We start from the raw sequence: 26,661 nt of genomic DNA on the forward strand, positions 1-26,661 counted from the left end.
AGTTTGCAAAAGTTCATGGTTTTTTATCCTGAAAATTTGAAAAACAAAAAAAGCCTTTATCCTTCAGTTCATGGTTCGACTGAAAAATAAAGACTTAGTGATGGTATACAGGCAGTTAGCAACATGGCATCTCTGAACAACTCCCCTGCCTAGAGGAGATCCTCCTGCTTGGGCAAACGTACTTTGAAGGTACTTCCTTTGCCAATTGCGGATATAAACGTAATCGTTCCATGATGATCTTCGACAATTTTACGAGAGATATACAGTCCGAGTCCGGTTCCACCGATCTGTCGGTGATCTGAGTTATCCACACGATAAAACTTCGTAAACAGCTGGTCCTGCACATTCTCCGGAATGCCGATTCCGTAGTCGCGTACATCAATGCATATCCACTCATTTTCTTCCCACATGGTAATGTCAATCCGTTCGGTTCCTGGTGAGTATTTCACTGCATTGCCAATCAGATTATGAAGCACCTGGGTCATCCGATTCTGGTCTGCATAAGCAAAGAAATCGCCGTTAAAGGCATGCACATAGATACGCTGGATGGATTTGATATTCCATTGCTCGGCAACACCTTCCACTAATTCCAATAGCGGTACATAGGTCATATGATAAGTCATGCCTTCGTTGTCCAGACGCTGGATGTCCAGTACATCCTCAAGCAGGCTGCTAAGCCGGCTGCCCTCCGACGAGATCGTTTCCATAAACTCCTGTCGCTGTGAAGCAGGTAAATCATACATCATCATTAATTCTACATAACCCATAATGGTTGCTACCGGGGTCCTCAGCTCATGGGATACCACGCTGATCAACTCGTTTTTCATTCGATTCAGGCGTTCTTCTTCCGTACGGTCGCGGAACACAAGCAGGAACCCATGGTTTTTGCCTGGCACATCCACTTGTTTAATATAGAGGGAAAATACGCTTTTTTCCTTGTTATTAAAACTGAATTCGGTCTCCACAAAAGCACGTTCCCCGTGCAAAAAGGCCTTCGTTTGATCCATCAGATTGAAGTCATCCGTCAGGACAAGCTTATCCATGGCTTGAGCAAATTCTTCGATGGATCTGCCCAGAAAGTTACCAAGGCCGAACATTTCCTCGATCCTTCGGTTAACGATGGTAATCATGCCAGAGCGATCGGACATGACCAGCCCTTCACGAACGGATTCAATAAAGTGTTCACTGATATCGCGCTGTTCCTGAATCGCAATTTTCTCATTAAACAACTCTGCATTCAGTTTCTCGAGCGCGAGTGCATGACGCACACGTTCTTCCTCTGCTCGTGTTTTATCGGTAATATCTTTGATAAACAAGTTATACAGCTTCTCATTGTTGCCGAGCTGAATTTCCACAATTTTGTATTCTATCGGGAAAACGGACCCATCTCTGCGAATGCCTGAAATCTCCTCGACATTGACATGCCGCTTGCCTCGGATATATTCATATCTCTCCAGCATCTTCTTGATTTCCATACAACTCGCCCCTTGAAAAAGGGATGGAGCATTGGTCTCAAGAACAACCTCTTCCCGTTTAAGCCCAAACATTCTTTCGGCTTCGGGATTGAACTCAATGATCAATCCATTGGAATCCACAGCAATAATGGCATCAATAGATGAATCGATGATGGCGCGTTTGATTTCCTCACTATTTTTCAGTTCCTTGGTCCGTGCACGGACCCTGTCCTCCAGTGTTAATTTGTCCTGACGGATCTGTTCAAATTGTTCAAGCAGCACATCTGCCATTTTGCGCAGATTTCCAATCAAAATTTGAACTTCCATAACATGGCTTGTTGGCCAATCCATTTTGCCTTTACGAAATAATAATCTCGGGAGTAAACCAGTCATCCGAGTAAGCCTGATCAGAGGACTCACCACCTTTCGGCTTAATGGGGCAGCCACAACCATCGAGGTTACAAAAATGAGAAACAGACTCTGCAGGGTAGTCAGATAGATTCTTTCAATCCGTGAATAATAATTGGCTGAACTTGTCTCCACATACACACGGTACGAAGTATCTGACTCCACATCTGCTTTATAGATAAATGCAGCATGCTTCCAGTAGGTGAGCGCATCGCTGTAATAAGCGTCTCCCGAACGAAAGATAATGGAGGACTCCCCCTCTTTCAGATAACGATAATTGCTTGTATTTAAATATTCGCCAATAATTACAGTATCCAGCCCAGAAGCAATCACGCGATCATTCTTATCCAGAATAATGACGTTTACATCCAATAGATGATGATAACGCTCCATGCCCCGCTGCATATTTTGAACCGTCAAGAATCGTTCATCCAGATCCTGAGTCACTGCATTCGCTGCGTGTTTCATATTTAATATAATCGTTTCATGAATTTGACTTAACTGTCTGCGGCTATCCGCTGATAAAAGAAATAGGGAGACCACAACAACAAACACGACCACATATTTAAAAGCAATTCGGCTAAGCGGGATGGTGCCTGTCCTTTTCGATTGATGCTCGCCGTTGGTGATCCAGAAGTCTATGATGATTCCGGCTATTAGCGCGTTAACCATACTGACTACGGCAATATGCATGTATGCATACTTTACTTCATCCAGATTCATGTTCAGAATATAATGCCCATACCCCAAGACAGGTAATAACATCACGACCCAAAACACGGCGTTGGCCTTCATAATGCTTCCGTTCTTCCAACGCATCTGCCAGCCCAGCATCCAGATCAACTCAATAAAATGACCGAAGACCATGTAGAGACAATGTGAAGTTGGCCCATTATAAAGCAGATGTATTCCACTAATAGCAGCGAAGGTGATAAAACCATATATTCCGCCATGCAAGCGTAGGGCAACAAGGACAGCAGCACTGCCGAACATTAACTGGACGCCATAAAACAACGTAAGTGGGTATATGCTGCCCATGGCTCCAAGCACAATGAGAATCACAGTTCCGATCCAAGCGATTCGCAATTTCTCTACAATCCATACCAGCATTTTGGCAGCCATTATTCGAAGCATGGACTACAATCCTCTTGGCCTAGTTCTAAATCCGTATTCAACAACAACGTTGGTACCTCCTATAAACGAGAGCCGTTCTATCTACTTTTCTTTCCTCAAATCCCCTTGATACATTATACTGTATATATTAAAAGGTTTTTCTGTTGGAAAAATTTGATTTATCGGCAAAATAGCCACAGCTATGGTAAAATACTGAAGCTCTTCTCAAGTTTGTACTCCCCTACATATACATCCTATATATTGGAATATAAACATTAAAAAATTTGTGGTATTTCTACACTAAACTCAGCTTTTTTTTAGTAATTTCTTAACAAATTCTTTTCATCAGGAGTGTGACCTCTATGTCTATCAAAGTACTTCTTATAGAAGATGAGAAAAATCTGGCTGACATGATTGCTTTCTTTCTTGAGGAGGAAGGATACATAACAGAACGGGTTCATCATGCCCGTGAGGCACTTCAACTTTTCCCGCAGTTCGGGCCGGATATTGTTGTGACTGATCTGATGCTGCCGGAAATGGATGGAAATGATCTGGTAGATGCGTTTCGCCAGCATTCCACTGTACCGATTCTCATGATTTCAGCAAGTACAATGCTGAATGATCGGCTCCGAGCATTACATAACGGTGCTGATGATTTTCTTTGTAAGCCTTTTAGTCTGAAGGAGCTGGACGCAAGGATCAAGGCACTGCTGCGCAGATCGGCCATTTCGTATCCTGATAAACCAGCAAAAGAGGATAAACCATCAGAACATACGGGACATGTAACTGTGAATGAATATAGACGGACACTGTTCGTCAACGGAGTAGAAATCGAAGTCACTCATATTGAATTTGAGATCATGAAAGAATTGTACAAATATCCGGGTAAAGTATTTACCCGTAATGAGCTTATGGACCGAATTAAAGGATCGGAACGAGCCTACCTGGACCGTACCATTGATGTACATATCTCCAGCTTGCGTAAGAAAATCGAACCCGACCCCAAAAATCCACGCTATATCAAGACCGTTTGGGGAACAGGTTATAAGTATGTGACTTAATACAATATTCCTTAACTAGTGGCTATGCCCTCTCCGTGTGTATTTCAGTATCGACATGGCAGAGGGCATGGCTTTTTCTTGATCCTGCAGTGTGGAGTACAACCATTTCTGAATGTCCAAATAAAGCTGATGTGGCTCGCTCGGATTCCACAGCATCATCTTAATGAGGCCATTACCTGTAATCTGCTGCACATGCTGTCTGCGAATCAACGATTGGAAATCGGTAATGACCAGCAGCGGCAGCTGTGGCAAAAAGGCACGAATGGCATTGGATGCCGATACGGCCTGGCTTGCATCCATGTAATCGACAATGCAATAACGGGATCGGCCCCAAGTAGACCTTGAACCCATCTTCTGGTTTTGTTCCTCGCCTCGGATGCATTCTTCCTGCTCTTCCTCCATCCACTCGTTAAACAATTCGATAATATGCTCATAAGCAATACCGCGGCTTCCGTCCGAAAGTACTGTTATACGTTCCATAGTTGTAACCTCCAGTTGTTTCATTCTACTTATTGTGCCGATCTTCATTTAAAAATGTTTGTGAGTGAACATGAAAGAAGTGTTAACTATCTTAGTACTTCTCACACAACTATGTAAGGTTTGTCATTCATTTCGCAGTTTGCCTCCATTCATGTAAAATAGGGATATACCCGTTGCTATCACGGGAACTTAAATGATGAATCCGGTACAGGAGGTTATGAACCGATGAATATTGTTTCCATTGAACCAACACCCAGTCCCAATACGATGATGCTTCATCTCGATGAGCGTCTCGAAGACGGGATCCGCAGAACCTACACGCTGGATAATGAACGTTCTGCTCCAGCGTTTATCCGCCAGATGCTCCATATTCCTGGCGTTAAAAGTGTATTTCATACCACGGACTTCGTTGCGCTGGATCGCAAGGGGAATGCCGACTGGTCCGTCATTCTGGGGGAAGTCCAGAACCGTCTGGGCCAACAAGGCATTGACCTCGACTGGATTGAATCCGAGGATGCATCAGGTGAGCACTTTGGCGAAGCACAAGTATTTGTACAGTTTTTCCGCGGTGTTCCGATGCAGATTCGGGTTAAGGCCGGTGCAAAAGAAGAACGAATTTCTCTCTCCGATCGATTCGTTAAGGCCGTTACCGAAGTGGCCAGTGCAACGCTGATCAAAGAACGTAAATTAAGTGATTACGGCGTACGGTACGGTGAATTGTCGGATATTGCCCGTGAGGTTGAGCAGGAGCTGGAGGCAGCCTATCCTCCGGAGCGTCTGAAGCAGGTCATTGAACAGGCCATTGCGCACGGAACCAATACAGAAGAGTTTGTGGAACGCCGCCGCAAGCTCGAAGGTGCCGAGCTGGAAGAAGCGCTGAGCAGTGAGGATTGGAATGTACGCTATGCAGCTTTTGACGGTATGGAACCTACAGAAGAGAGATTGCCGCTTATTGCCCGCGCCCTGCATGACAGTAAAATGCAGATTCGCCGGTTGGCAGTAGTCTATCTTGGGGACATCAAAACGCCGGATGCCATGGAATTGCTGTATGAAGCACTCAAGGACAGCTCCCCTGCCGTACGTCGTACCGCTGGAGACACCTTGTCCGATATCGGCGACCCGGCTGCAACCGCTGCGATGACGGCTACGCTCACCGACAGCAGCAAACTGGTGCGCTGGCGGGCAGCCCGTTTCTTATATGAAGTGGGAACCGAAGAAGCAGAACCAGCTCTGCGGAAGGCAGCGGACGATCCCGAGTTTGAGGTTAGCTTGCAGGCCAAGATGGCACTGGAGCGAATCGAATCTGGTGAACAGGCTGCAGGTACCGTATGGCAGCAAATGGCCGGACGCAACAAAAAGACGGAATAGTCCTTGTTAAAAGAACATCCAACTTTTGTTATTGCATGATGAAACAAGGAAAGGTATACTGAATGTCTGTTTGAGCAACAGAACATGGCATGTAACGTTCTGCTATTCAATAATTTCATAGACAATAGATACACCTCATCCACGATGATGAGGTAGAGGTCGCGGGTGCGATCAGTAAGCTGAAGGAGGCGCTAAGGAGCCGCTCATGAGATCAGCCGAAAGGTGCACCCGCCGAAGCCTGCTGGACGGTTCCTTACATTTGTCCAGTATGGTTGGGGCTGCTGCCGAAAGGTACAGAACTGTCACAGAGATACACACCAGCCCGCATGGGTGAGTATGAATTCTTCTGTGTTGAGCTATCTTATAACATCTGGGACAGGTGCGGACAATGGATAATAAGACCGCAGGCTGAAGCCTGCGGTCTTTTGTATGTATAGTGCCATTGATCCATATCATCAGTACGCTGAGTGAAGGAGTGTTTTCATTGCAAGACCGCAACAAGCAAACAACAGCAGGAAACGGTTCGCTGAAAAAAGGATTGCGTGCAAGGCATATGACGATGATTGCCCTCGGTGGCTCCATCGGTACAGGGCTGTTCCTCGCAAGTGGTACCGCCATCTCCACAGCCGGACCGGGTGGTGCATTGATTGCATATGCCGCCGTCGGTATCATGGTTTACTTTCTGATGACAAGCCTTGGAGAACTGGCTACATTTATGCCTGACTCCGGTTCATTTAATACGTATGCTGCTCGTTTCGTCGATCCCGCACTTGGCTTCGCCATGGGCTGGAATTTCTGGTACAACTGGGCTGTCACCATTGCGGCCGAACTGGCTGCAGCTACGGTACTCATCAAGTATTGGTTCCCTGACAGCTCGTCCATGTTATGGAGCCTGCTATTTCTCGTTTTAATCTTTGCTCTGAATGTGCTGTCTGTTAAAGGTTATGGCGAATCGGAATATTGGTTTGCCATCATCAAAGTGGCTACCGTCATTATCTTTTTGACCGTGGGTGTACTGATGATCTTCGGTATTATGGGCGGAGAAGCTGTGGGTTTCAGCAACTTTACAGTGGGTGATGCGCCCATCCATGGCGGATTCTTCGCCGTACTTGGTGTATTCATGGCTGCAGGGTTCTCCTTCCAGGGAACCGAGCTCATTGGTGTTGCTGCAGGTGAAAGTGAAAATCCGCGTGAGAATGTGCCTCGTGCCATTCGGCAGGTATTCTGGCGGATTCTGATCTTCTACATTTTGGCCATCACGGTAATCAGTTTGATCATCCCGTATACGCATCCGAACCTGCTCAAAGGTGATCTGAACAACATCGGTGTCAGTCCATTTACGCTAGTATTTGAAAAAGCAGGGCTTGCCATTGCAGCTTCGGTAATGAATGCGGTCATTCTGACCTCTGTGCTGTCTGCCGGCAACTCTGGCATGTATGCTTCAAGCCGGGTACTCTATGCTCTTGCCCGTGATGGCAAGGCGCCGCGTTTCCTTGCACGACTGAACAAAAAAGGCATTCCAATGAATGCCCTGCTTGTAACTACAGCTGTCGGTATGCTGGCGTTTCTCGCTTCCCTGTTCGGTGATGGTATTGTGTATACCTGGCTGTTGAATGCCTCCGGCATGTGTGGATTTATCACCTGGCTAGGCATCGCAATCAGCCATTATCGCTTCCGCCGGGCTTATGTTGCCCAAGGCAGGGACTTGAAGGACTTGCCTTATCGCGCACGCTGGTTCCCATTCGGACCGATATTCGCTTTTGTACTCTGTATCATCGTTATTATCGGTCAGAACTATCAGGCCTTTACGGGCGACCAGATCGACTGGAGCGGAGCGCTTGTTGCCTACCTGAGTGTACCGCTGTTCCTGATTCTATGGCTTGGTTACAAGTGGATCAAGAAAACCAAAGTGGTTCCGCTGCAGGAATGTGACTTCTCCCCTACGGATTCCTCTGCGCAGTAAACGTATAGAAAATCCCCCTGCTTCTGACCGTTCTCAACGGTTTAGAAGCAGGGGGATTTTGTTTGTATACCATTAAGGCGTTATTACATCCGCCTTAATTCATAACGTCCAATTGATCTTCACACGCAGATCCGTTGTATCTTCCATTTTGGACACATAATACGATATCGATTTCATCCCGAGCTGATACAAATTCTGCAAATCTTCAACCAGACTGGTCTCGGTACCCTTGTATCTGAAAGTCAGTGTGGTTCCACCTTCCTTCAGCACATTCTGCACCTTGTTTTCCAGTGCAGAATGTCCACTAACCGCATCTTTCTCGTCATAGAGTGAATATTCCAGCGTATGGTACAGCTTCTGATACGCAGGTGCCTTGCTGCCGCCGCTTTGTATCAAGGTTTGCAGGGCCTCCCGGTAGGGAGCTGGTGCAGTCGGATATTTGCCTTTGCCCGTCCAGATATGGTCACGTGCCATCTCGTCGTCGCTGAGCAAATAGTAGTTATGGCTAACTTTTCCTTTGCGGTCAGGTGTCGGATCATCCCAGGTCGTGTCCATGTGGTACCATTTGCCGTCCAGCTTCACGATATTCCACGCATGCAGCTGATCACCTGCCGTACCTTCCACAATCCGGTTCTCAATACCTACCTGTTCCAGCATACGGTAAGTAAGCAGGGAATATCCCTGACATACGGTGCTGCCCGTGACAAGTCCATCATAGGCCGTGTATTTCTGTAGAGAAGTATCATAGGCAAGATGGAGAACTATCCAGTCATGAATCGCTTTCACCTTTTCATGATTCGTCATGCCAGGTGTGATAATCTCTTTTAACACATGGGTCACTTTGCGGTTAACGTAATCGGTCTGTTCCTTGGTCTCCCGGTAAGACAAATTCACATGGACCTCGGCCGAAACGTTGGAACCTTTATAATTAAAAGCATAACTTTTGACGGTATATTGGATATAGGGATCACTGGTCATTGCTTCATCAATGGAGCTCTGGAGCTGCTTTTTGAGTCCTTTCACATCACCCTTGTATGTAAATACAAGCTCCTCCGTTCGCTGTGACATGGCTGTAAGCAACGTCTGACGTAAATCCTTGGTTGTTGAAATATCGGATGTGTCCGATGCAGCATACAGTTGATCCAGGTCAACCGCACGAGGTAAAGCCACCGCAATCAGACAGCCTGCCAGCAATATGGTGATCACTCGTTTTCCGTTTTTGCCCATGAAAGGATACCACCTCTCTTTGCAACATTCTCATGCCTCATTGTATCACAAAAGGATCTGACGTCAGGCTTCTAGTTTTGTCGAAAAGCATCAAAAGAGACCTTCCGCAGAAGGTCTCCCTTGTCTTCAGCAAAATAAAACATACCCGCTATATCCAGCCTATGACTTACCAGAGCGGGTTATGCAAGAATACCTCTTAATACAGACGACTGCCTGTCATAAATGAATCTGTCTTGCCCTGCAGCTTGGCCAATCGCTCCAGTACCTGTGACGCTTCCGCTACAGTCACTTTGCGTGCCGGCATGAAACGCCCTTCAATGGAAGGAAGCAATCCCAGCTTCATGCTAAGAGATACAGCACCTTTATTGGTAATCGAATTCGCATCTACAAGGTTCGGCAGATCCGATGGCATGGTGTAGAACCCAGCCAGCTTCTCGTAACGAAGTATACGGACAAGTAATACAGCCAGTTCTTCCCGAGTCATCTCATCCTGTGGATTCAGACTGACCTCTGGATCAGCACCAGCGAGCCAGCGCTGGTCAATTAATGTACGCACTGCTTGATAGTAAGGGCTATCTGGGGTAATGTCCGCATACAGCTTGTCATCCCCGTTCACCGTGTAATAGATGTCCAGATTCGGATTAACTGCTCTCGCGAGATAATTAAACCAATCTCCTCGAGTAATCACCCGATCCGGGAAAACACGTCCCTGCTCGTCAGGAATCAGCACGCTATGCTGGGTCATATTAAGGATGGCCTCTTCAGCCACATGACCAGCAATATCACTAGGTGCAGCTTGAGCTGCCGTGCTGGAAGTGTTGTACATAGACGTCCATTCGCCTGTATTGGCATCAAGTACTTCATAGCTGCCGTAGATCGATTTATCATCCCGTGTAGGCATATACGCAAGATTGATCCCCGACGGAGTGACTTGGCCACTGCTCGTACCATGTCCACCGTAACGGGAATATGCCAGTACCAGCTTGAATTCTTCGAGATAGGCCGCTTTTGCCTCTTCGTAGCTGATCGCCGGCTCCTTGCTTGCAGGCAGCTGCTCAGGCGTTGCAGCAAGATTGGCGTAAAATTCGCTAATCGTCCCATCGTTCAGGACCTGCACCTGTACCTGATCATCCTTAACCGCGATTCCATTCAAGTAACGCTGAAAAATGAACGTACGGGCGTCCTCTACCTCAAGCACGCTGGACAGCTTGAACTGTTCCGTCGCATCCGGCACAAGTGCAATAACCGAATTAATCGCAAGTTTCTCGGCTTGTGTACGGGTTACGGACTTGCCTTCATTTTTCTCATCCGGTTTCTCTTGTTCTGCATCCGGACTCGTTCGCTGATACAGGCTATAGCTGTAAATTTGCCCGGTGGTGGCATCCACTTGTGCTGAAATGTCCCGCATGAACATATAGGACATATTCGCGTTTCGGTTGCTCCAGCTCAGACTCCAAACCTGATTGTTTGGACTCCAGTAGCTGCCTTTATTTAACTGGCTGTAATCCAGCTTGTATCCTTCCGGAATGTCAAAGCTCTTTTTCACCAGGCTCTCCGCCTGCTGGGCATTCATTCTCTGTCCTTTCGCTGGAACAAAAGCAGCCACACTGCCTTTCAGCGGTTTGTCCTGCTGTACGGTATTCTCGGTAATGACTTTTCCAGTCATAGCGTTGAACCGTTCCAACGTATTCGCCTCAAGTGGAACCATGCTGGAATCCTTCGGCGTATATCCAAGATAATACGGCTGACCTTGTTTTGAAGACAGGCGGTTTTTCGAAATGTAGGCAAGTTCTACATCGAACTGGTCTTCGAATTGCTGCCTTGCCTTCTCTGCAGACACAGCTGGTTTCGATGAAGGATATTGTGCCGCGGTCGTCATTCGTGAATATCCTGTTACCAGGCCGCTTTGATCCACACTTATGTAAACCGTCTCCGCATCAGATAACAAACCGTCATGCTTCAGTTGGTATGCAAATTGATATTCGGTTCTGCCAAACAACGATTGCTGTCCCGCCGTTTGGTACAGGTCTCCCAATGATGCGTATGCGCCTTCCTTCAAACCAGGGATGGCCTTGTACAGAAAGGCCACAGCCTGCTCTTCCACTTCATCCTTGGTCAGTTTGGCTTCTGATCCAGATAACTGCTTATCCAATAAATCAGATGGCAAATGTACACTCAGTACTTCCCCTGTCCCTGCATGTACAGATGCACTGAACCCCATGGAATGATTCCCCACGGTAATCTGAAACCCGATATCCCATGTTTTGTACTCCAGCGGAGGAAATTGGTTGTTCGGATCAAATTGCGACGAGGTGATGGTCGCTTTTTTCAACATCGGAAACAGTTTCAATATATTCTCACTGGCTTGCTTGGAGGAGATTTTAGCCCCCTCAGGCACGTCATTGCTAGTCACGTCTAGTTGTTCATTTTCCCCCGGTGCAGCTTCTGTTACCTGCTCTGCTTGCGCTGCTGACACGCTGCCTGCAAACCCTGGAGTCTGCGATGCCAGAAGCAATGCCGCCATGGCTGCTGAAGCAGCTCTGGCTGTCATCATTTTGAATCGAATCTGAAAACTCAAATCTGGACCTCTCCCTTCAATTTCATACATGGATGCATGCGAAATAACCCTGCATGAATATTGCCAGTCTATTCTATGATACCATAAGCTTCCTTTTTAATCGTCGTTTTCCCAACAATTTTACAGATGAGAATTTTTGCATAATGGTTGGAACAGACCAAAAAACGCCAACCTGGTTGGCGTTTTCACTGTTAACCCGATTGTCATGCAGGCTAACGGTTATTAAGATTTATTAGAGGTTATGTCCGAATTGTGCGGTTGAGCCTGAACCTGAACATGTTTTTTCAAGAACGGAATGACGGTCTCCCAGAAGGCAGGGTCTTCCTCTGAGCAGCTGTGTCCGCCGCTATTCACCCACAGGTGCTCTACAGGCGGATCAGCCTTGGACATGAAGTATTCCAGCTCACTTGGCGGGATAAAATTATCTCCCTTGGAATGCACCATAAGCATCGGCAGCTGCATGCCTTTACGCCGTTCATTGAGCAGCAGGACCGGATCGCGCTGGCGGTACGTTTTCAGTGATTCACCGAGCCTCCAGAACCATATTCGCGGAATCAACTGCGCCAGTGGGAACAGCGGCAATCGCCGACGTTTCAGCTCCGAGCTGACGATTACTTCAAACTGGGATGGCATCGAATCCGTGATGACTGCCGACACCGGAATATGTTCCGTTACCGCCATGATCGTTCCCAGACCTCCAAGGGAATGGCCGAGCACACCGATGGCACCCGAATCGATCTCCGGCCGTGAGGTGGTGTAGCGTAGTGCAGAGAGCAGATCGTCACGGAACAGATAGGCAGACGCTGCTTTTACCGGATCACTGGCCCCATGACTCCGAACATCATACATGAAGAGAGCATATCCTGCTTCCCAGATGGGACGTGCGTAACGTAGCACGCGTGATCGGTTAGAACCCCAGCCATGGGCGATAATGATTAACGGCCAAGGTTTGGGAACATGGGCGCCAGCCGGAATAAACCATCCATGAACCCGTCCTCCGCCACTCTCGAAGGTGACATCTTCGAATGGCATGGGCGGAGTAATCGTGATGGGGATCTTTTTGGGTGTCTGACTCTTCACCGCTGCCTTCCATAAGCCACCTGCCGTAACGGCAGCAACAGCAATAACTCCACCAATCATCGTTCTGGCTTTCACTGTGAATTTCTCCTCTCCGGCCTCTGTCATACACCTATTCTACGCCAACACCATTAACGTTCTGTTAAATAGCTGCATCTTTTATATATACCCAGATATACATATTGTTGATTGAGTTTTTTACTTTTTGACTCTTGCTGCTTCCACAAATGCATGTGTACATGCTGCAATCTGTTCATGATTCCCTGTATCCAGTGCCTCTCTCGGCAAAAGTGCACTGCCAAGTCCTACAGCTGCTGCACCAGCAGCAAAGTAGTCTGTAATATTGTTTAGATTAGCTCCGCCCGTTGCAAGCAGCGGGATATGATTAAGTGGTGCCTTGATCTCTCGTAAATACGGCAATCCCAGACTCGCCATCGGAAATAACTTCACTACACGTGCGCCTGCTTCATAGGCAGCTACAATCTCGGTTGGTGTCATGGCTCCCGGCCAAATTTCCACCCCATGTTCTACAGCATATTCAATAACGGACAGATCGACATTGGGCGATACCAGAAATTGAGCACCTGCAGCAACGGCTTCCTTGGCCATCTGCACATTAAGAACCGTTCCTGCTCCCACATAAGCCTGTCCTTCATGCCGGGTCCGCCAGTCTCCGATAATCTCGTGTGCCCCAGGTGTATTAAGCGTTACTTCCATCAGACGGATTCCTCCGTCAGTCATGCCTTTTCCTGCTGTTATTGCTGCTTCCCGGCTAATGCCGCGAACAATGGCAACCAGCCTCGACTCCAGTAGTACTTCGGTCAAATTCATGCGAGCTTCCCCTTGCTTCATAGATTCGGCAGCCGAAGACAGTATTATTATCACCGCTTTTCCGTTAATTCATATTGTAAAACGAATTTATCCCTGATGAAATACACAACCCAAAAAACCTCTCTTATCAACATGGACGAATGTCTGTAAATAACACCCATTCAACCCATGACTATAAGAGAGGTATCAGCCTGAATCAAGCCTCTTCCAATACACTTTCCTTTTCCAGATCCTTGAAATATTGATCATTATACAGCATGCTGGGGTGTGTAGGATGATACGCCAGAGCAATATCATTGTGCTTCTTCGCCTTGGCACGATTGCCCAGCCGGTCATAACATACGCATAGCTGCAAGTGGGGCATCCATGTCCAGGCTGCTTCGTTCAGCACGACCATCGGATCTGCAGGACGAACAGCTTGGGTCGCCTGTTCATACCAGAATACCGCTTTGCGATAATCTCCTCGGTCCGCGAAATACCCCCCCAGGCGGCAGCAGATCTCTGCTCTCGGCAAATCATAGGCAAACGACCTCAGGAGCGCTGAAACTTCCTGTTCTGAGCGCCCCAATGCCGCTTCGCAATCTGCAATTTTTTGGCAGGCGGCAATCTGATCCTCTACCCAACCAAGACCCGTATTCAAAAACTTCCCGTAGTATGTAATCGCATCTTCATGCTGTCCATGGTCTTTCAGTTCATTACCGAAGTAATAGAGATCCCGGGGAGTAAAATGTTCTCCTGCTTCCTCACGCTTGCGGTAAATTCTCAGGTTGCGGTCAGTGTACTCCTTGTCTTTCTTATGGGTCACTGCAATATCGCTATGCAGCAAATTGCCGCCAACTTCCAGATATTCATGCACTGCACCAATCCAGCGGAAATTCCGATCCCGTCGCACCAGTCGATTCCTTCTCAAACTGTACGCAACCTTCCCATCTGGAGTGAATGACAGATTATAGTCCATGGTAACGCTGTCTACCGAAGGATCAAGAGAGTGTTTCAAACCAATAAACTTCTCGCGGTCATTCGGTTCGAACACATCATCAGCATCCAGCCAAAGTATATATTCCGTGGTTGCCTGATCGAAGGCAAAATTGCGTGCAGCTGCAAAATCATCGATCCATTCAAAATCAACGATTCGCTCTGTATATCTGGCCGCAATTTGACGTGTGCGATCCGTTGATCCGGTATCCACGATTACGATCTCGTCGGCAATGCCCTTCACCGAATCCAGGCATCTGGCCAGGGAAGCCTCTTCATTTTTCACAATCATACACAGCGTAATACTGATTGCCTCTTCTCCTCGTCTGACCCTGCGATTATACGCAGCAGCACCGGGAAGTTCTGATAATCGATAGATATGATAGGCCGGAAGATGGGTATCCACGTATAAACGAAAACCAAGTGCTTGGGCTCGAATGCAAAAATGACGATCCTCACCCCAGAACGAGACATTCGGAATCTGGTCGAAGGAAACCCCACCTACCAGAGCATTCTTGCGAATAAGCGTACATGCACCAAGCCCACCAACTTCGTAACAGCCTGGCACTCGCAATTGGTTTAGAAAGGCATCGGTTTGCGTGTTCTCATCCAGATTTTCCTTACCCGCTTCGGATTTCCCGCCTTTTCGGTACAAAGCGTACTCATCCTGCAGCCATACCTGCGGCATTTCCCTTGTACCCGGCTGCCAGCGCGTCCAGAAAATATTCGATACAATATCCTTCTGCGTGGAGACAAGCTGTTCCAGCGTGCGGGGATGCAGCACAAGATCGGAATCAATTAGGAAAACAGCATCGTAACTCTGTTCGCGGGCGTATTGTAGGATACGGTTTTTTAATCCGGCTACCCGCCAAATCTGTTCGTCGCGCCAATAATGACCTCCCTCATCCCTGCTGTATATCCCTTTTCCCTGAGCAGTTCCATCATCGTTATCTAATTCAACTACAGTTCCTTCATGCTGTGATGCAAAATCAGCAAGGATATTGGAAGAAGCCTCCTCTTCATTATCGTCTATAAACAAATAGTCCGTCTCCACCGTCGTTCGCTCCAAGAAGGTCAGAGATTCCAAAAATTCACGGAGCACTGCTGCGGTTTGACGAACCGGACTGGCAATCAGCACCTTCTCCTTCGGTTTTACCTTATTCAAGTACAGCCCCCCCTTTCTTATTCCATCCAGGGCAGCAGCCTTGGATCTGTATCCAGAATGGATTCATACTGTTCTCTCCAGCCGTACCTTGCATCCGGATCCAGTGCCTGATAACGCTCGAATTTGCGGATGCGATCCTCCTCGCGAGCCCAGCCGTAATGCTTCACACGAGGTGTATGACACCCATAGGCAAAATGCTGGATCGTAAGAGGGAAACGTCCGCAGTGCTGCGGGGTTTCCTTCCACTCATAAGTCAATTCGGGACGATAACGGACAAGAAATGGACGGTAATATGCATGTGCCTGCCAATATTGATCCTCCCGGTAGTGCGTATTACTCCACATATCAAACAATCTGAAGTAGATCGCGTCCTCGCTACTTCCCAGGAGCTGATTGCGCTGCATGCCAAAGTCAGCCGTCAGAATCTCATCGGCATCCAGATTCAGAATCCATTCGGGTCCAGTAGCTATCGTTGCCTCCCATTGCTGCTTGCGCAGACTCACTTCATCGGCGAACCGGGACGCCCGATTTTCCACCATGACCAGGGGAATCCCTTCAAGCAGCTCTTTACATAGGGCAACCGTATTATCGGTGCTCCCATCATCTATGATGACCGCACGATCAATCCAAGGCCGGTGCGTTTGCAGCGCCTGTCTAAGATATCGCTGTTCTTCATTGCGTACGATCATGGACAGCGTAATATGTGGTCTTTCGTCTTCCTCACGGTCATTCAAAGCCTCACCCCCGCGTCTGAAGCTGACTTTTATTATCTCTCAAGGTTTTGCTATCCGATTGCAGCTAAGAAAGGTATATGGGACTGGATTGGAGCATATTTACAGGCTTAAGTATTTATCAGATAAACTTTCATCTTGACCCATCATCGGCTTCATCTTAACGTTTTGGCTTGTTGGCTTGTGCCCATCCTCTATATTCAATCTATGCATATCCGGGATGGGGTTATGTCTGAGAACTCCGCTCTCGGAACTCACCACTTACTGTGCTCCTGTGCTTTTAGTACCTGTCTTTATTCAACAAAAAAAGCACCCGCTTTCGCGAGTGCTTCGGTTAATCTTTATTGCATATATTAGATGATTCACGTTATGAATTAACGGTATTCTGCCAGACGATCATTCAGGCTGCGTGTCTGACCATATACTTCCTGATACAGTGCAAAGAGTCCATCATATACGGCTACCGTTTCCGGGTTCGGTACATAGGATTTGGCAGGACGAATGAACGCTGCCGCACAATCCTGCAGGGAAGGGAACCAGCCGCAGCCATATGCTGCAAGCATTGCCGCGCCCATTGCCGGGCCCTGCTCACTCTCAAGCTTCACGATCGTGGCGTCAAAGATATCCGCCTGCATTTGCAGCCAGGCTTCATTTTTGGCACCACCTCCGATGGAGATGACCTCATTGACCGTTTTGCCTGCACCACGCAGAATATCGATCGATTCCCGCAGGGAGAATGTAATTCCTTCCATGACTGCACGCCCAAAGTGCTCCAGCTTATGTCCGGCATCCATGCCGATAAAGCTGCCGCGAATGTTCGCATCTGGATGAGGTGTCCGCTCTCCGACGATATAAGGGGTGAACAGCAATCCGTTGCTGCCAGCCGGAACCTGATCAATGCCCTGCAAGAGCACATCAAACGATTTGTCCGCTGCAAACGTATCCTTAAACCAGGAGAGGCTGTATCCAGCTGCAAGCGTTACCCCCATAATATAGAAGGCATCCTTCTCCCCATGGTTAAAGAAGTGGACTTTGCCTTCGAAATCGAGGTCTTTGCGTTCTTCATAAGAAAGCACAACCCCAGACGTACCGATGCTGCACATCGTCTGTCCTTCACTCAGAATGCCTGCGCCAATTGCCCCGCACGCATTGTCGGCTCCACCTGCAAATACTTTGGTCGCAGCCGCAAGGCCCGTTTGATCTGCGATCTCTGGAAGCAATGTGCCCACTTCTTCAAACGATTCCACGAGACGCGGACAAAGTGAGATCGGCAGTTCAAAAGCCTCCGCAATCTCCTTGCTCCACTCCTTGCCAGCAACGTCCAGCAGCAATGTACCTGCTGCATCCGAATAATCCATGGCATAATCGCCAGTCAGGCGATATCGAACATAGTCCTTCGGCAGCAGGAACAAGGATGCTTGCTGCAGCAGCTCCGGCTCGTTCTCCTGTACCCACAGGATTTTCGGCAGCGTGAAGCCTTCAAGTGCACGGTTCCGGGCGATGCTTAATAGTTTATTGTCCAATACTTTCTCAATGCGGCGGCACTGAGCCGTAGTACGTGTATCGTTCCACAGAATGGCATTGCGCAGTGGTTTCCCCTCCGCATCTACCAGAACAAGTCCATGCATTTGCCCGGAGAAGCTAAGCCCCTCAATTTCAGAAGGCTGTACGCCGGATACTTCCAGCAATTTGCGCAGGGAGACAATGGTCTGTTCTACCCAATCTTCCGGATTCTGCTCACTGTAGCCAGCCTTCGGCTGGTGCAGCGGGTAAGCCTCGGATGCTTCAAATGCCACTTTTCCTTCGCGGTTAACCAGCACCGTTTTGACTGCGCTGGTTCCCAGATCGACACCAATTACGTAACTCATGGGTTAACTCCTTTCGTTTGTAGCAGGATTGTAAAAATGTAACCCTGATGCTCATGTGGTCACTCCGTGATCAGAAAACCCTCGGATCGCCGTTACCCCCAGATTTCCTTTATACCCTTTAGCAAGGGTGAAATCCGGGGATAAATGCGAACACTACCGCTTCCTCAGGTCCTTTCTGCTCACTTCGTTCTACATGCATTATCATTAAAAAACATTTATATCAAAACAGTAAAAAAGCACTCGTTCTTATAGCGGAAAGATTCATCCAGTGACCTTGATTAGTCACTGGTTATAAATGAAACGTCATCAATTGAACATGTAGCAACTTCGTGATCCAAAAACCATTAAAAATCGCTTTGTTTGGTATCAAAAGACCGCCCCCGCCTTCCCAGGGGAAAGTCGGGGACGGTCCGAATGTCATGCCTGTTCAACGTCCATGGTGCAAGCTCGTGCATATATGGACGGTGTCCCTAGCCAAGCTTATACAAGTTGATTCCAGTTATTAGTCAGCCAAGATGTATTGGTTGAGTTTTGCTCTCAGCAATTCTTGACGACCGGATTGGTTTTTGCGTGGGCTCTCGTTGTTCAGTGCGTATTCTGCAAGGGAAGCCAGAGTCGCTTTGCCTGCAACAACCTCAGCACCGATACCTTCTTTGAAGCTGCTGTAACGTTTCTCGATGAAGTCATCGAATACGCGATCTTCGATCAGTTTTGCAGCTACTTTCAGACCTTTAGCATACGTATCCATACCTGCGATGTGAGCCAGGAACAGATCGTCTGCTTCGAAGGATCCACGGCGTACTTTGGCGTCAAAGTTCACGCCGCCACGGCCGATACCGCCGTTTTTCAATACTTCGTACATTGTCAATGTTGCATCGTACATATCCACTGGGAACTCATCCGTATCCCAACCGATCAGCATATCGCCTTGGTTGGCATCGAGGGAACCGAGCATGCCGTTAGTACGGGCAACACGGATTTCGTGATCGAATGTGTGACCAGCCAGAGTTGCATGGTTTGCTTCCAGGTTCAGCTTGAAGTGTTTGTCCAAACCGTATTTTTGCAGGAAGGCAATGGAAGTCGCTGCATCATAGTCATACTGGTGTTTCGTTGGCTCTTTTGGTTTAGGCTCGATCAGGAATTGTGCGTCAAAGCCAATTTCCTTCGCGTAGTCTACAGCCATGTGGAACATGCGGGCAATGTTGTCCTGCTCCAGCTGCATGTCTGTGTTCAGCAATGTGTCGTAACCTTCACGGCCGCCCCAGAATACATAGTTTTCAGCGCCCAGACGTTTACCCACTTCCAGACCTTTCTTGATTTGCGCTGCTGCATGTGCGTACACGTCAGCATTGCATGTGGAAGCTGCACCAAACATGAAGCGCGGGTTGGAGAACATGTTCGCCGTGTTCCAGAGCAGTTTTTTGCCGCTGGATTTCATGTGGTCTTCAATCAGGTCAACGATCGTATCGATGTTGCTGTAGAACTCACGCAGGCTGTTGCCTTCTGGTGCGATGTCCACATCGTGGAAACAGAAGAACGGGAGATTCATTTTTTCCAAAAATTCAAAAGCCGCTTCCACGCGTACTTTCGCGAGGTCCAGACCCGAGTATTTATCCCAAGAACGAACAGCTGTCTCTGCACCGAACGGGTCACTGCCGCCTGCAGTTAATGTATGCCAGTAAGCCATGCCGAAACGGAAGTGCTCTTCCATCGTTTTGCCGGCAACAACTTCTTCCGGATTATAATGTTTGAATGAAAAAGGATTGGTGGAGTCTTTGCCTTCAAATGCGATTTTATTAACGGATTCAAAATAGGCCATGTAAAATGCCTCCTCAATAGTTTTAAAGAAATCGTTTACACCGTTATCCTATCACATCGGTTTTACTTTGTCTATTGGTTAAACAAAGTAAAATAAAATTGTTTTTTCTGGGTTTGTTTACGCTATAATAGTCGAATAGCTTGAGAACGGGATGAATGATTGAACCCTTTTATATACAGAATAGGAGTGCCTGATTGTTATGAAAATTACTGGAGACCAGATGCTGGTCAAAAAAATAAACAAGTCCATCGTCCTCGATACGATTCGTCGTCATGCCCCTCTTTCCCGCGCAAGAGTATCCGAAGTTACGGGACTTAACAAAGCAACCGTGTCCAACCTTGTTGCCGATCTCATCAGCGATGAGCTTGTCCAGGAAATTGGTCCGGGTGAATCCAGCGGTGGCCGCAAGCCGCTCATGCTGCTGTTTCGAGGTACGGCTGGATATGCAGTTGGTCTGGAGCTGAGCGTAACTCACCTGAAGGGTGTGCTTACCGATCTGGAGGGCCATATCATAACGGAGTATGCCATCAAACTGGAACAGCATGATGTGCCTTCCGTATTGGAACAGCTGAAACGTGCAGCGGAACATCTGATGCAGTCGGCTCCCCCCTCCCCACATGGTGTAATTGGTATTGGTATTGGGGTACCTGGGATGGTAGATGAGGCTGGAACAGTGCTGTTTGCACCCAACCTGGGTTGGGAGAAGGTCGAGCTTCGCTCCATGCTGGAGGAGATGTTTGAGCTCCCTGTAACGATTGACAACGAGGCCAATGCAGGGGCTCATGGGGAATTGAATTTTGGCAGCGGCATCGGTGTACGTCATCTCATCTATATCAGTGCAGGGATGGGTATCGGATCGGGAATTATGGTAGACGGTGAATTGTACAAAGGTGCCTGGGGCTACGCCGGGGAGACAGGCCACATGTCAATCGAAGCCGAAGGCAGACCCTGCTCCTGTGGCAACCACGGCTGCTGGGAGCTATATGCTTCCGAAAAAGCCTATGAGCACCCCGACCATCAGCTTCATTTGCCGGCTCACACCACCCGCGAGCTCGTAGAATTTGCACAGCAAGGTCATGAGGCAGTATTGAACTTATACGAGAACATCGGCCGCAAACTGGGCGTGGGCATCACGAATATCGTTAACAGCTTCAATCCCGAGCGCATCATCATTGGCGGACCACTCTCGGAAGCAGGTCCATGGATTGAAACAGCACTCAAACAAGTCGTCGAAGAACGTACACTGCCCTATCACCGTCGCAGTTTGCAAATCGAATGGGCAGCACTGGGCAGCCGTTCTACCCGTATTGGTGCCGCTTACTCAGCTATTTCCCAGTTTCTAGGCAAAATAAGAGTATCGGTCTAATAACCGCTGAAAATTGACATCATTTCGCCCCATTTCCTCCCTTTTTGTTAAAGAAATCCAGAGTTATAATGAGGATATGTGATTTTTGTCATGGCGGGATGATTGCCGCTGTGTTAATTCCTATAACGAAACGGAGTGAAAACCCGTGACCTACGTGGATACTTCAGATATCTCGGCGCAAATGTTTGTCACCGTACTCCTGTTCTTGATCGTGCTTGCGCCGCTGTTCAGCCTCGGCATACTTCGATTGTTTCAGAGCAAAAAGAAGGCTGGGTTCATGTATATGCTGTCAGGCGTATTGGTGTATGTTGTTTTTCAGACGTTTATGAGCATCTTTTTTTAGATGAAATACCTGGTTTAAATGACGAAATCCCCTTTCGCAGTGAATCTAGAGCACATGTTAACATGTGCTCCTGATTACTGACGCAAGGGGATTTTTCTTATCAAAAAATAACGTAATGCCAACAAAAGAAGCCCCAGTCCTATTCAGGACTAAGGCTCCCTTTATATTATATATTCAAACGGCTCGCGCGAACCGGAATAGCTTAATGCAGCTTGATTGAATCCCTGTACCGGGATAATTAAGCATCCAGTGCTTTTGCGAATTGCGTTTTGTTCATACCCAGGATGCGGTGTTCACCAATAACGGTCAGAGGTACTGCACGTACGCCCATATCCCATACTTGTTGTGCAAACTCGTCACTTGTCTCGATATTGCGCTCTTCATAAGAAATTCCTTTATCAGCCAGGAACGTCTTCACCGCTTTGCAGTTCGGGCAGTTGGTCGATGTGTATACAATTACGTTTTCCATTATTCATTCACCTCATATAGTTTATATATAGTTATAACGTTAATTTACCCAATTTAAACGAGATACCTTACAGTGCGACTGCGCTATGCTCCAGGCTTTCGATGAATTTCTCTGCATCCATTGCAGCCATACATCCGCTGCCTGCCGCTGTAATCGCTTGTTTGTAGCGTGTATCTTGAACGTCTCCACAAGCGAATACGCCTGGAATGTTCGTTTCAGAAGTACCTGGTGTGGTCATAATATACCCATGTTCATCTGTTGTAATCTGTCCACCAAGGAACCCCGTGTTAGGTGTGTGACCGATCGCTACAAATACGCCGCTTGCCGGAAGAATTTCTTCTTCGCCCGTTGCGTTGTTCAACACTTTCAGTCCAGTTACCCCATGATCACCAGCAATGACTTCGATCGGCGTACGGTTCAGAGCCATTTCCACTTTTTCGTTGCTGCGTGCACGATCTTGCATGATTTTGGAACCGCGTAGCTCCTCACGACGGTGTACCAAGGTTACTTTTGAACCGAAACGGGACAGGAAGCTTGCTTCTTCCAGTGCAGAGTCGCCTCCGCCGATAACGATGATTTCTTTGTTGCGGAAGAAGAATCCGTCACATGTTGCGCAAGTGCTGACACCGCGGCCCACGTTTGTTTCTTCTCCAGGAATACCAAGGTATTTAGCAGATGCACCAGTAGACAGGATTAAGGTTTCCGATACCAGCTCACCCATGCCCTCAACCTGAATTTTGAACGGACGCTCACTCATATCGACGTTGTTTACCCAGCCTGTGCGGAATTCAGCGCCAAAACGTTCTGCTTGTTTACGCATGTTATCCATCAGTTCAGGACCCATAATGCCATCAGGGAAACCTGGGAAGTTCTCCACTTCCGTTGTTGTTGTCAGTTGGCCACCAGGTTGTGGTCCTTCGATAACCAGTGGGTTAAGGTTGGCACGAGCCAGATAGATTGCTGCTGTCAGCCCTGCTGGGCCTGTTCCGATAATAATGGATTTATACATGTATAGTTCCTCCCCCGAGTTCTGCAAAAAGGTTGGGCTCACTAGCATCAAAAGCAAATGCCCCTGCATACACTAGATCGATATAAGCCTAAATCATGTCCACAAGACCTGCCCGATATGACAATTGCCCTATGCAGAAATGGAATTCTAATTTATAATCATTCTAATCTGTTGTTCATTATGATCTCTTTTAACTACGGTGTCAATGCTCGGCAGCGATTATGAAGAAGTCTTCATCAGGAGGGAAAATGGAAGCATGAACGATGCACTCATTGGCAGCTTTATCTCAGCCATGTCTACCGGCCTTGGGGCCGTACCTATTCTATTTATGCGAAAAGTAACGCACCGTCTGCGTGATATCTTGCTTGCTTACGCAGCAGGTATTATGACCTCAGCCTCGGTGTACAATCTCATTCCCGAAGCGCTGGGGCAGTCGAACCTTTTCGTACTTGCTCTCGGTATTATGCTCGGCAGCATGGTTTTGCTGGTACTCGAAATGAAGATCCCTCATGTGGATCTGGAGAATCCGGAGAAGATGCCATTTAAAATTGAAGCCAAAGCCTTCATGATTATTGCAGCCATCACCATGCATAACCTGCCTGAAGGCTTATCTGTAGGTGTCAGTTATGCCAGTACCGATGCCAGTCTTGGCAATCTCATTGCCTTTTCGATCGGATTACAGAATGCTCCCGAAGGGTTTCTGGTCGCTCTCTTTCTCGTGAACCAGAACATCGGCCGATTCAAGGCACTTGGGATCGCTACCCTGACAGGAGCCGTCGAAATTATCACGGCCATGATTGGCTACACACTCAGCAGTCTCGTGGCAGGACTCGTGCCATATGGTCTTGCATTTGCGGCAGGTGCGATGATGTTCATCGTATACAAAGAGCTGATTCCCGAAAGTCACGGTGATGGCAACGCACGCGTAGCCACCGTTTCATTTTTGCTAGGACTCATTACGATGATTGGTTTGACTGAACTATTCTAAGCTAAACTTTTCTGAAGATCAACGTACATCCCAAAGAACCTGAGGACAGATCATTCTGCCCTGCAGGTTCTTTTTTTGGTCACAAATGAAGATTACATGAATTTACTGGGAGCCTCTGTAAGGTTAACTGAATACGTCCTATCCGGATGCGTAGAACGATTCCTACGGGTTTATTCACCGAATCATCAGCGCAGCAGTCTTAGACCATTGAGTATAACCAGAATCGTGCTGCCCTCATGCCCAACAACCCCCAGCGGCAATGCAACACCTTGCAGAAAATTCCCCGCAATCAGTGCCAGAATAACCGTAATGGCAAAAAACATATTCTGCTTCACGGTCCGTTGTGCTCTTCGTGCCTGCTCAATCACCCAGGCAATTTCCTCAATATTATCATTCATGAGCACCACATCAGCCACCTCCAGCGCTGTCCCGCTCCCCGACATTCCCATGCCCATACCCACAGTAGCCGCTGCAAGTGCAGGAGCGTCATTAACACCATCACCAACCATGAGCACCTGTCCGTACTCTTGACGCAATGTCTGTACCTGTTTCACTTTATCTTCGGGAAGCAGATCGGCATAGACGAGACTTACTCCTGTTTCCCGTGCAATCACAGCTGCAGATTTGGCCCGATCACCTGTCAGCATGGCCACCTTCACGCCCATATCCTCCAGCTTCTTCACTGCTGCTGCGGCTTGTGGACGAACGGTATCCCGCATGGCGATCAGGCCAGCAAAATGGTTATCCGCCATCACGATGGATACCGTTTTGCCTTCACGCTCAAGTCGGGCATGTTCGTCGTGCCAGTGTGGAGGGGTATCCAAGTGCATTTCATTCGTTTTTCCAATCTTCCAGAGAACACCGTGTACGTACCCTTCAATCCCCCAACCTGTCAGCGTTTGTACCCGTTCGGCCTCTTGAGTCACGATACCTTCACGCACTGCCTGATCTACAATGGCACGAGCCAGCGGGTGCATGGACAAGTTCTCAATTGCAGCTGCTGCAGACAGCAGTTCGGCGTGACTTATGCCCTCGGCTGTTAATATATCTGTGACTTCGGGAGTACCCATGGTCAATGTTCCTGTTTTATCAAAAGCCACGACCCGGGTCTGAGCCATATTCTCCACATGGGCCCCTCCCTTGAACAGAATGCCCCGACGTGCACTGCTGGACATCGCAGACAGCATGACTGGCATGATGGAGGAAACCAGTGCACAAGGTGAAGCTACAACGAGAAAAACCATCGCTTTATAAAAAGCCTCATTCCAAGTCCAGCCCAGCAGCAGTGGAGCTCCTGCGATAACCATCAGAGTTACACCCACAACCACTCGTGCGTAAATGCCTTCGAATCGCTCAATGAAATGCTGTGAATCCGGTACTTCGGCTTGTGCCTCTTCGACCAGCTTAATAATTTTGCCAAACAGCGAACCTGCAGCTGACTTCGTTACCTCTACATACAAAGCACCTTCTCCATTGAGCGTTCCTGCATAAACCTCGTCACCCTCAGCTTTATCCACCGGCAGGGATTCCCCCGTAATGGAAGCCTGATTAATGAATGAACTCCCGCGATAAACGGTACCGTCGGCCGGGATTAACTCCCCCGGTTTGACCAGCAGCAGGTCACCAGGCTTCAGCTCATCAATGGCGACAAGGTTCATCTGTCCATTCTCGATGCGCAGTGCTGTCTCCGGCTTAAGTGCCATCAGCGATGAAATATCCTTATGACTCCGTTCCGTCGCATAACTTTCCAGAGCACCACTTAACGCAAAAATGAAGATCAGCATCGCGCCTTCATTCCAGTATCCAATAGCTGCAGCACCCAGTGATGCAGCAATCATGAGCAGATTGACATCCAGATCACGGTCCTTGACCAGTGTCTCCATGCCCTCCTTGGCCTTGGTCCATCCTCCTATTGCATAAGAGACGATGTACAGCATGATGGATATTGCATTGAAATAGGGTGAAGTTCCCCATGCAACAAGCATTAATAACCCGCTGCCGAGAGCCGCCTGCATCTCCTTATTCCGGAGCATGGCGCGATAATTAGGTTTACGTCCACGGTTCGGGTTAGGTGACTGCGCGGAGTTCTGTTCTGCTTGTGTCTGGGTGTGTATAGGTTGATGTATCGCTTGCATGTGAATCACAATCCTTTCTTGTTTCGTTGATTTAAGTTGCGCCGTATTGAGAATGAGAGCCATTGTTAATGCCCTAAAAATGACACATGCTGCTGCGGGAATCCCGCAGCAGCATGGTTTTCGAATGAGAATGATAATCATTTTTGTACTTATGCAATTATGTTTACCCAATACAACTTCGAGTATATTATAGGCCTCGATTTGACGTTTGTAAATGGGCAGTTTCCTGATTG

At 47.9% G+C, this 26,661-nt stretch carries 19 protein-coding genes, 1 pseudogene and 1 riboswitch; of the genes and pseudogenes, 6 read left to right on the forward strand and 14 right to left on the reverse strand.

Going from position 1 to position 26,661, the window contains the following annotated elements; translation table 11 throughout:
• Positions 1-149 precede the first annotated feature (149 nt).
• Complete coding sequence (locus AC3RCI_RS25135) at positions 150-2,996, reverse strand: ATP-binding protein (protein WP_492526834.1); 2,847 nt, start codon at positions 2,994-2,996, stop codon at positions 150-152.
• 341 nt (positions 2,997-3,337) lie between these two features.
• Between AC3RCI_RS25135 and AC3RCI_RS25140 the strand changes: the two genes are divergently transcribed.
• Entirely contained in the window at positions 3,338-4,036 is a 699-nt protein-coding gene (locus tag AC3RCI_RS25140) for a response regulator transcription factor (protein WP_127539850.1), read from the forward strand.
• Positions 4,037-4,051: 15 nt separating this feature from the next.
• Here AC3RCI_RS25140 and AC3RCI_RS25145 read toward each other — a convergent pair whose 3' ends face one another.
• Positions 4,052-4,516, reverse strand: a complete 465-nt coding sequence (locus AC3RCI_RS25145; RefSeq protein ID WP_492526836.1) for a hypothetical protein — start codon at positions 4,514-4,516, stop codon at positions 4,052-4,054.
• Positions 4,517-4,741: 225 nt separating this feature from the next.
• Here AC3RCI_RS25145 and AC3RCI_RS25150 point away from each other — a divergent pair, with 225 nt between their 5' ends.
• A complete protein-coding gene (locus tag AC3RCI_RS25150) occupies positions 4,742-5,884 on the forward strand; it encodes a virulence factor (protein ID WP_492526837.1) in 1,143 nt (380 codons plus the stop codon).
• A 145-nt stretch (positions 5,885-6,029) separates the two neighbouring features.
• A riboswitch (Lysine riboswitch) is annotated at positions 6,030-6,251 on the forward strand.
• A gap of 117 nt (positions 6,252-6,368) precedes the next feature.
• A complete protein-coding gene (locus AC3RCI_RS25155; RefSeq protein ID WP_095292413.1) occupies positions 6,369-7,847 on the forward strand; it encodes an amino acid permease in 1,479 nt (492 codons plus the stop codon).
• 99 nt (positions 7,848-7,946) lie between these two features.
• Here AC3RCI_RS25155 and AC3RCI_RS25160 read toward each other — a convergent pair whose 3' ends face one another.
• The 9 genes and pseudogenes from AC3RCI_RS25160 to xylA form a co-directional block, all read right to left on the reverse strand.
• Positions 7,947-9,074, reverse strand: a complete 1,128-nt coding sequence (locus AC3RCI_RS25160; protein WP_492526839.1) for a transglutaminase domain-containing protein — start codon at positions 9,072-9,074, stop codon at positions 7,947-7,949.
• 196 nt (positions 9,075-9,270) lie between these two features.
• Positions 9,271-11,652 (reverse strand): YcdB/YcdC domain-containing protein, encoded by a 2,382-nt coding sequence (locus AC3RCI_RS25165; RefSeq protein ID WP_492526841.1) that lies wholly within the window; start codon positions 11,650-11,652, stop codon positions 9,271-9,273.
• Between the two features lie 222 nt (positions 11,653-11,874).
• Positions 11,875-12,807, reverse strand: coding sequence for an alpha/beta hydrolase (locus AC3RCI_RS25170; protein ID WP_492526842.1), 933 nt, complete (start codon positions 12,805-12,807; stop codon positions 11,875-11,877).
• A gap of 120 nt (positions 12,808-12,927) precedes the next feature.
• Entirely contained in the window at positions 12,928-13,560 is a 633-nt protein-coding gene (locus AC3RCI_RS25175) for a bifunctional 4-hydroxy-2-oxoglutarate aldolase/2-dehydro-3-deoxy-phosphogluconate aldolase (protein ID WP_336783956.1), read from the reverse strand.
• 196 nt (positions 13,561-13,756) lie between these two features.
• The gene (locus AC3RCI_RS25180) at positions 13,757-14,827 is read right to left on the reverse strand and encodes a glycosyltransferase family 2 protein (RefSeq protein ID WP_492530007.1); all 1,071 of its coding nucleotides are present in this window, start codon (positions 14,825-14,827) and stop codon (positions 13,757-13,759) included.
• A gap of 441 nt (positions 14,828-15,268) precedes the next feature.
• Positions 15,269-15,673, reverse strand: a pseudogene (locus tag AC3RCI_RS25185) (glycosyltransferase family 2 protein); the annotation flags it as partial.
• A gap of 44 nt (positions 15,674-15,717) precedes the next feature.
• Positions 15,718-16,434, reverse strand: a complete 717-nt coding sequence (locus AC3RCI_RS25190) for a glycosyltransferase (protein WP_492526843.1) — start codon at positions 16,432-16,434, stop codon at positions 15,718-15,720.
• A gap of 371 nt (positions 16,435-16,805) precedes the next feature.
• Positions 16,806-18,299 (reverse strand): xylulokinase, encoded by a 1,494-nt coding sequence (xylB, locus tag AC3RCI_RS25195; protein WP_492526845.1) that lies wholly within the window; start codon positions 18,297-18,299, stop codon positions 16,806-16,808.
• A 502-nt stretch (positions 18,300-18,801) separates the two neighbouring features.
• Positions 18,802-20,118, reverse strand: coding sequence for a xylose isomerase (gene xylA, locus AC3RCI_RS25200; protein WP_095292400.1), 1,317 nt, complete (start codon positions 20,116-20,118; stop codon positions 18,802-18,804).
• A gap of 199 nt (positions 20,119-20,317) precedes the next feature.
• Here xylA and AC3RCI_RS25205 point away from each other — a divergent pair, with 199 nt between their 5' ends.
• Entirely contained in the window at positions 20,318-21,484 is a 1,167-nt protein-coding gene (locus tag AC3RCI_RS25205; RefSeq protein ID WP_336783952.1) for an ROK family transcriptional regulator, read from the forward strand.
• Positions 21,485-21,629: 145 nt separating this feature from the next.
• Complete coding sequence (locus tag AC3RCI_RS25210) at positions 21,630-21,827, forward strand: hypothetical protein (protein WP_053779005.1); 198 nt, start codon at positions 21,630-21,632, stop codon at positions 21,825-21,827.
• 238 nt (positions 21,828-22,065) lie between these two features.
• Here the strand turns inward: AC3RCI_RS25210 and AC3RCI_RS25215 are convergent, their stop codons facing one another.
• Positions 22,066-22,296, reverse strand: a complete 231-nt coding sequence (locus tag AC3RCI_RS25215) for a glutaredoxin family protein (RefSeq protein ID WP_095292396.1) — start codon at positions 22,294-22,296, stop codon at positions 22,066-22,068.
• A gap of 67 nt (positions 22,297-22,363) precedes the next feature.
• Positions 22,364-23,305: a thioredoxin-disulfide reductase gene (gene trxB, locus AC3RCI_RS25220; RefSeq protein ID WP_095361760.1), complete on the reverse strand. Its 942-nt coding sequence runs from the start codon at positions 23,303-23,305 to the stop codon at positions 22,364-22,366.
• Between the two features lie 256 nt (positions 23,306-23,561).
• Between trxB and AC3RCI_RS25225 the strand changes: the two genes are divergently transcribed.
• Positions 23,562-24,293, forward strand: a complete 732-nt coding sequence (locus tag AC3RCI_RS25225) for a ZIP family metal transporter (protein ID WP_127539829.1) — start codon at positions 23,562-23,564, stop codon at positions 24,291-24,293.
• A gap of 185 nt (positions 24,294-24,478) precedes the next feature.
• Here the strand turns inward: AC3RCI_RS25225 and AC3RCI_RS25230 are convergent, their stop codons facing one another.
• Positions 24,479-26,428, reverse strand: coding sequence for a heavy metal translocating P-type ATPase (locus AC3RCI_RS25230; RefSeq protein WP_492526847.1), 1,950 nt, complete (start codon positions 26,426-26,428; stop codon positions 24,479-24,481).
• Positions 26,429-26,661: the final 233 nt, after the last annotated feature.

The organism is Paenibacillus sp. MT124 (assembly GCF_058792755.1).

Bases quoted from the DNA above. Each gene is read 5' to 3' on its own strand.
- AC3RCI_RS25135 (WP_492526834.1), bottom strand. From the start codon at position 2,996: ATGCTTCGAATAATGGCTGCCAAAATGCTGGTATGGATTGTAGAGAAA.
- AC3RCI_RS25140 (WP_127539850.1), top strand. From the start codon at position 3,338: ATGTCTATCAAAGTACTTCTTATAGAAGATGAGAAAAATCTGGCTGAC.
- AC3RCI_RS25145 (WP_492526836.1), bottom strand. From the start codon at position 4,516: ATGGAACGTATAACAGTACTTTCGGACGGAAGCCGCGGTATTGCTTAT.
- AC3RCI_RS25150 (WP_492526837.1), top strand. From the start codon at position 4,742: ATGAATATTGTTTCCATTGAACCAACACCCAGTCCCAATACGATGATG.
- AC3RCI_RS25160 (WP_492526839.1), bottom strand. From the start codon at position 9,074: ATGGGCAAAAACGGAAAACGAGTGATCACCATATTGCTGGCAGGCTGT.
- AC3RCI_RS25175 (WP_336783956.1), bottom strand. From the start codon at position 13,560: ATGAATTTGACCGAAGTACTACTGGAGTCGAGGCTGGTTGCCATTGTT.
- AC3RCI_RS25180 (WP_492530007.1), bottom strand. From the start codon at position 14,827: ATGATTGTGAAAAATGAAGAGGCTTCCCTGGCCAGATGCCTGGATTCG.
- xylB (WP_492526845.1), bottom strand. From the start codon at position 18,299: ATGAGTTACGTAATTGGTGTCGATCTGGGAACCAGCGCAGTCAAAACG.
- xylA (WP_095292400.1), bottom strand. From the start codon at position 20,118: ATGGCCTATTTTGAATCCGTTAATAAAATCGCATTTGAAGGCAAAGAC.
- AC3RCI_RS25205 (WP_336783952.1), top strand. From the start codon at position 20,318: ATGAAAATTACTGGAGACCAGATGCTGGTCAAAAAAATAAACAAGTCC.
- AC3RCI_RS25215 (WP_095292396.1), bottom strand. From the start codon at position 22,296: ATGGAAAACGTAATTGTATACACATCGACCAACTGCCCGAACTGCAAA.
- trxB (WP_095361760.1), bottom strand. From the start codon at position 23,305: ATGTATAAATCCATTATTATCGGAACAGGCCCAGCAGGGCTGACAGCA.
- AC3RCI_RS25225 (WP_127539829.1), top strand. From the start codon at position 23,562: ATGAACGATGCACTCATTGGCAGCTTTATCTCAGCCATGTCTACCGGC.
- AC3RCI_RS25230 (WP_492526847.1), bottom strand. From the start codon at position 26,428: ATGCAAGCGATACATCAACCTATACACACCCAGACACAAGCAGAACAG.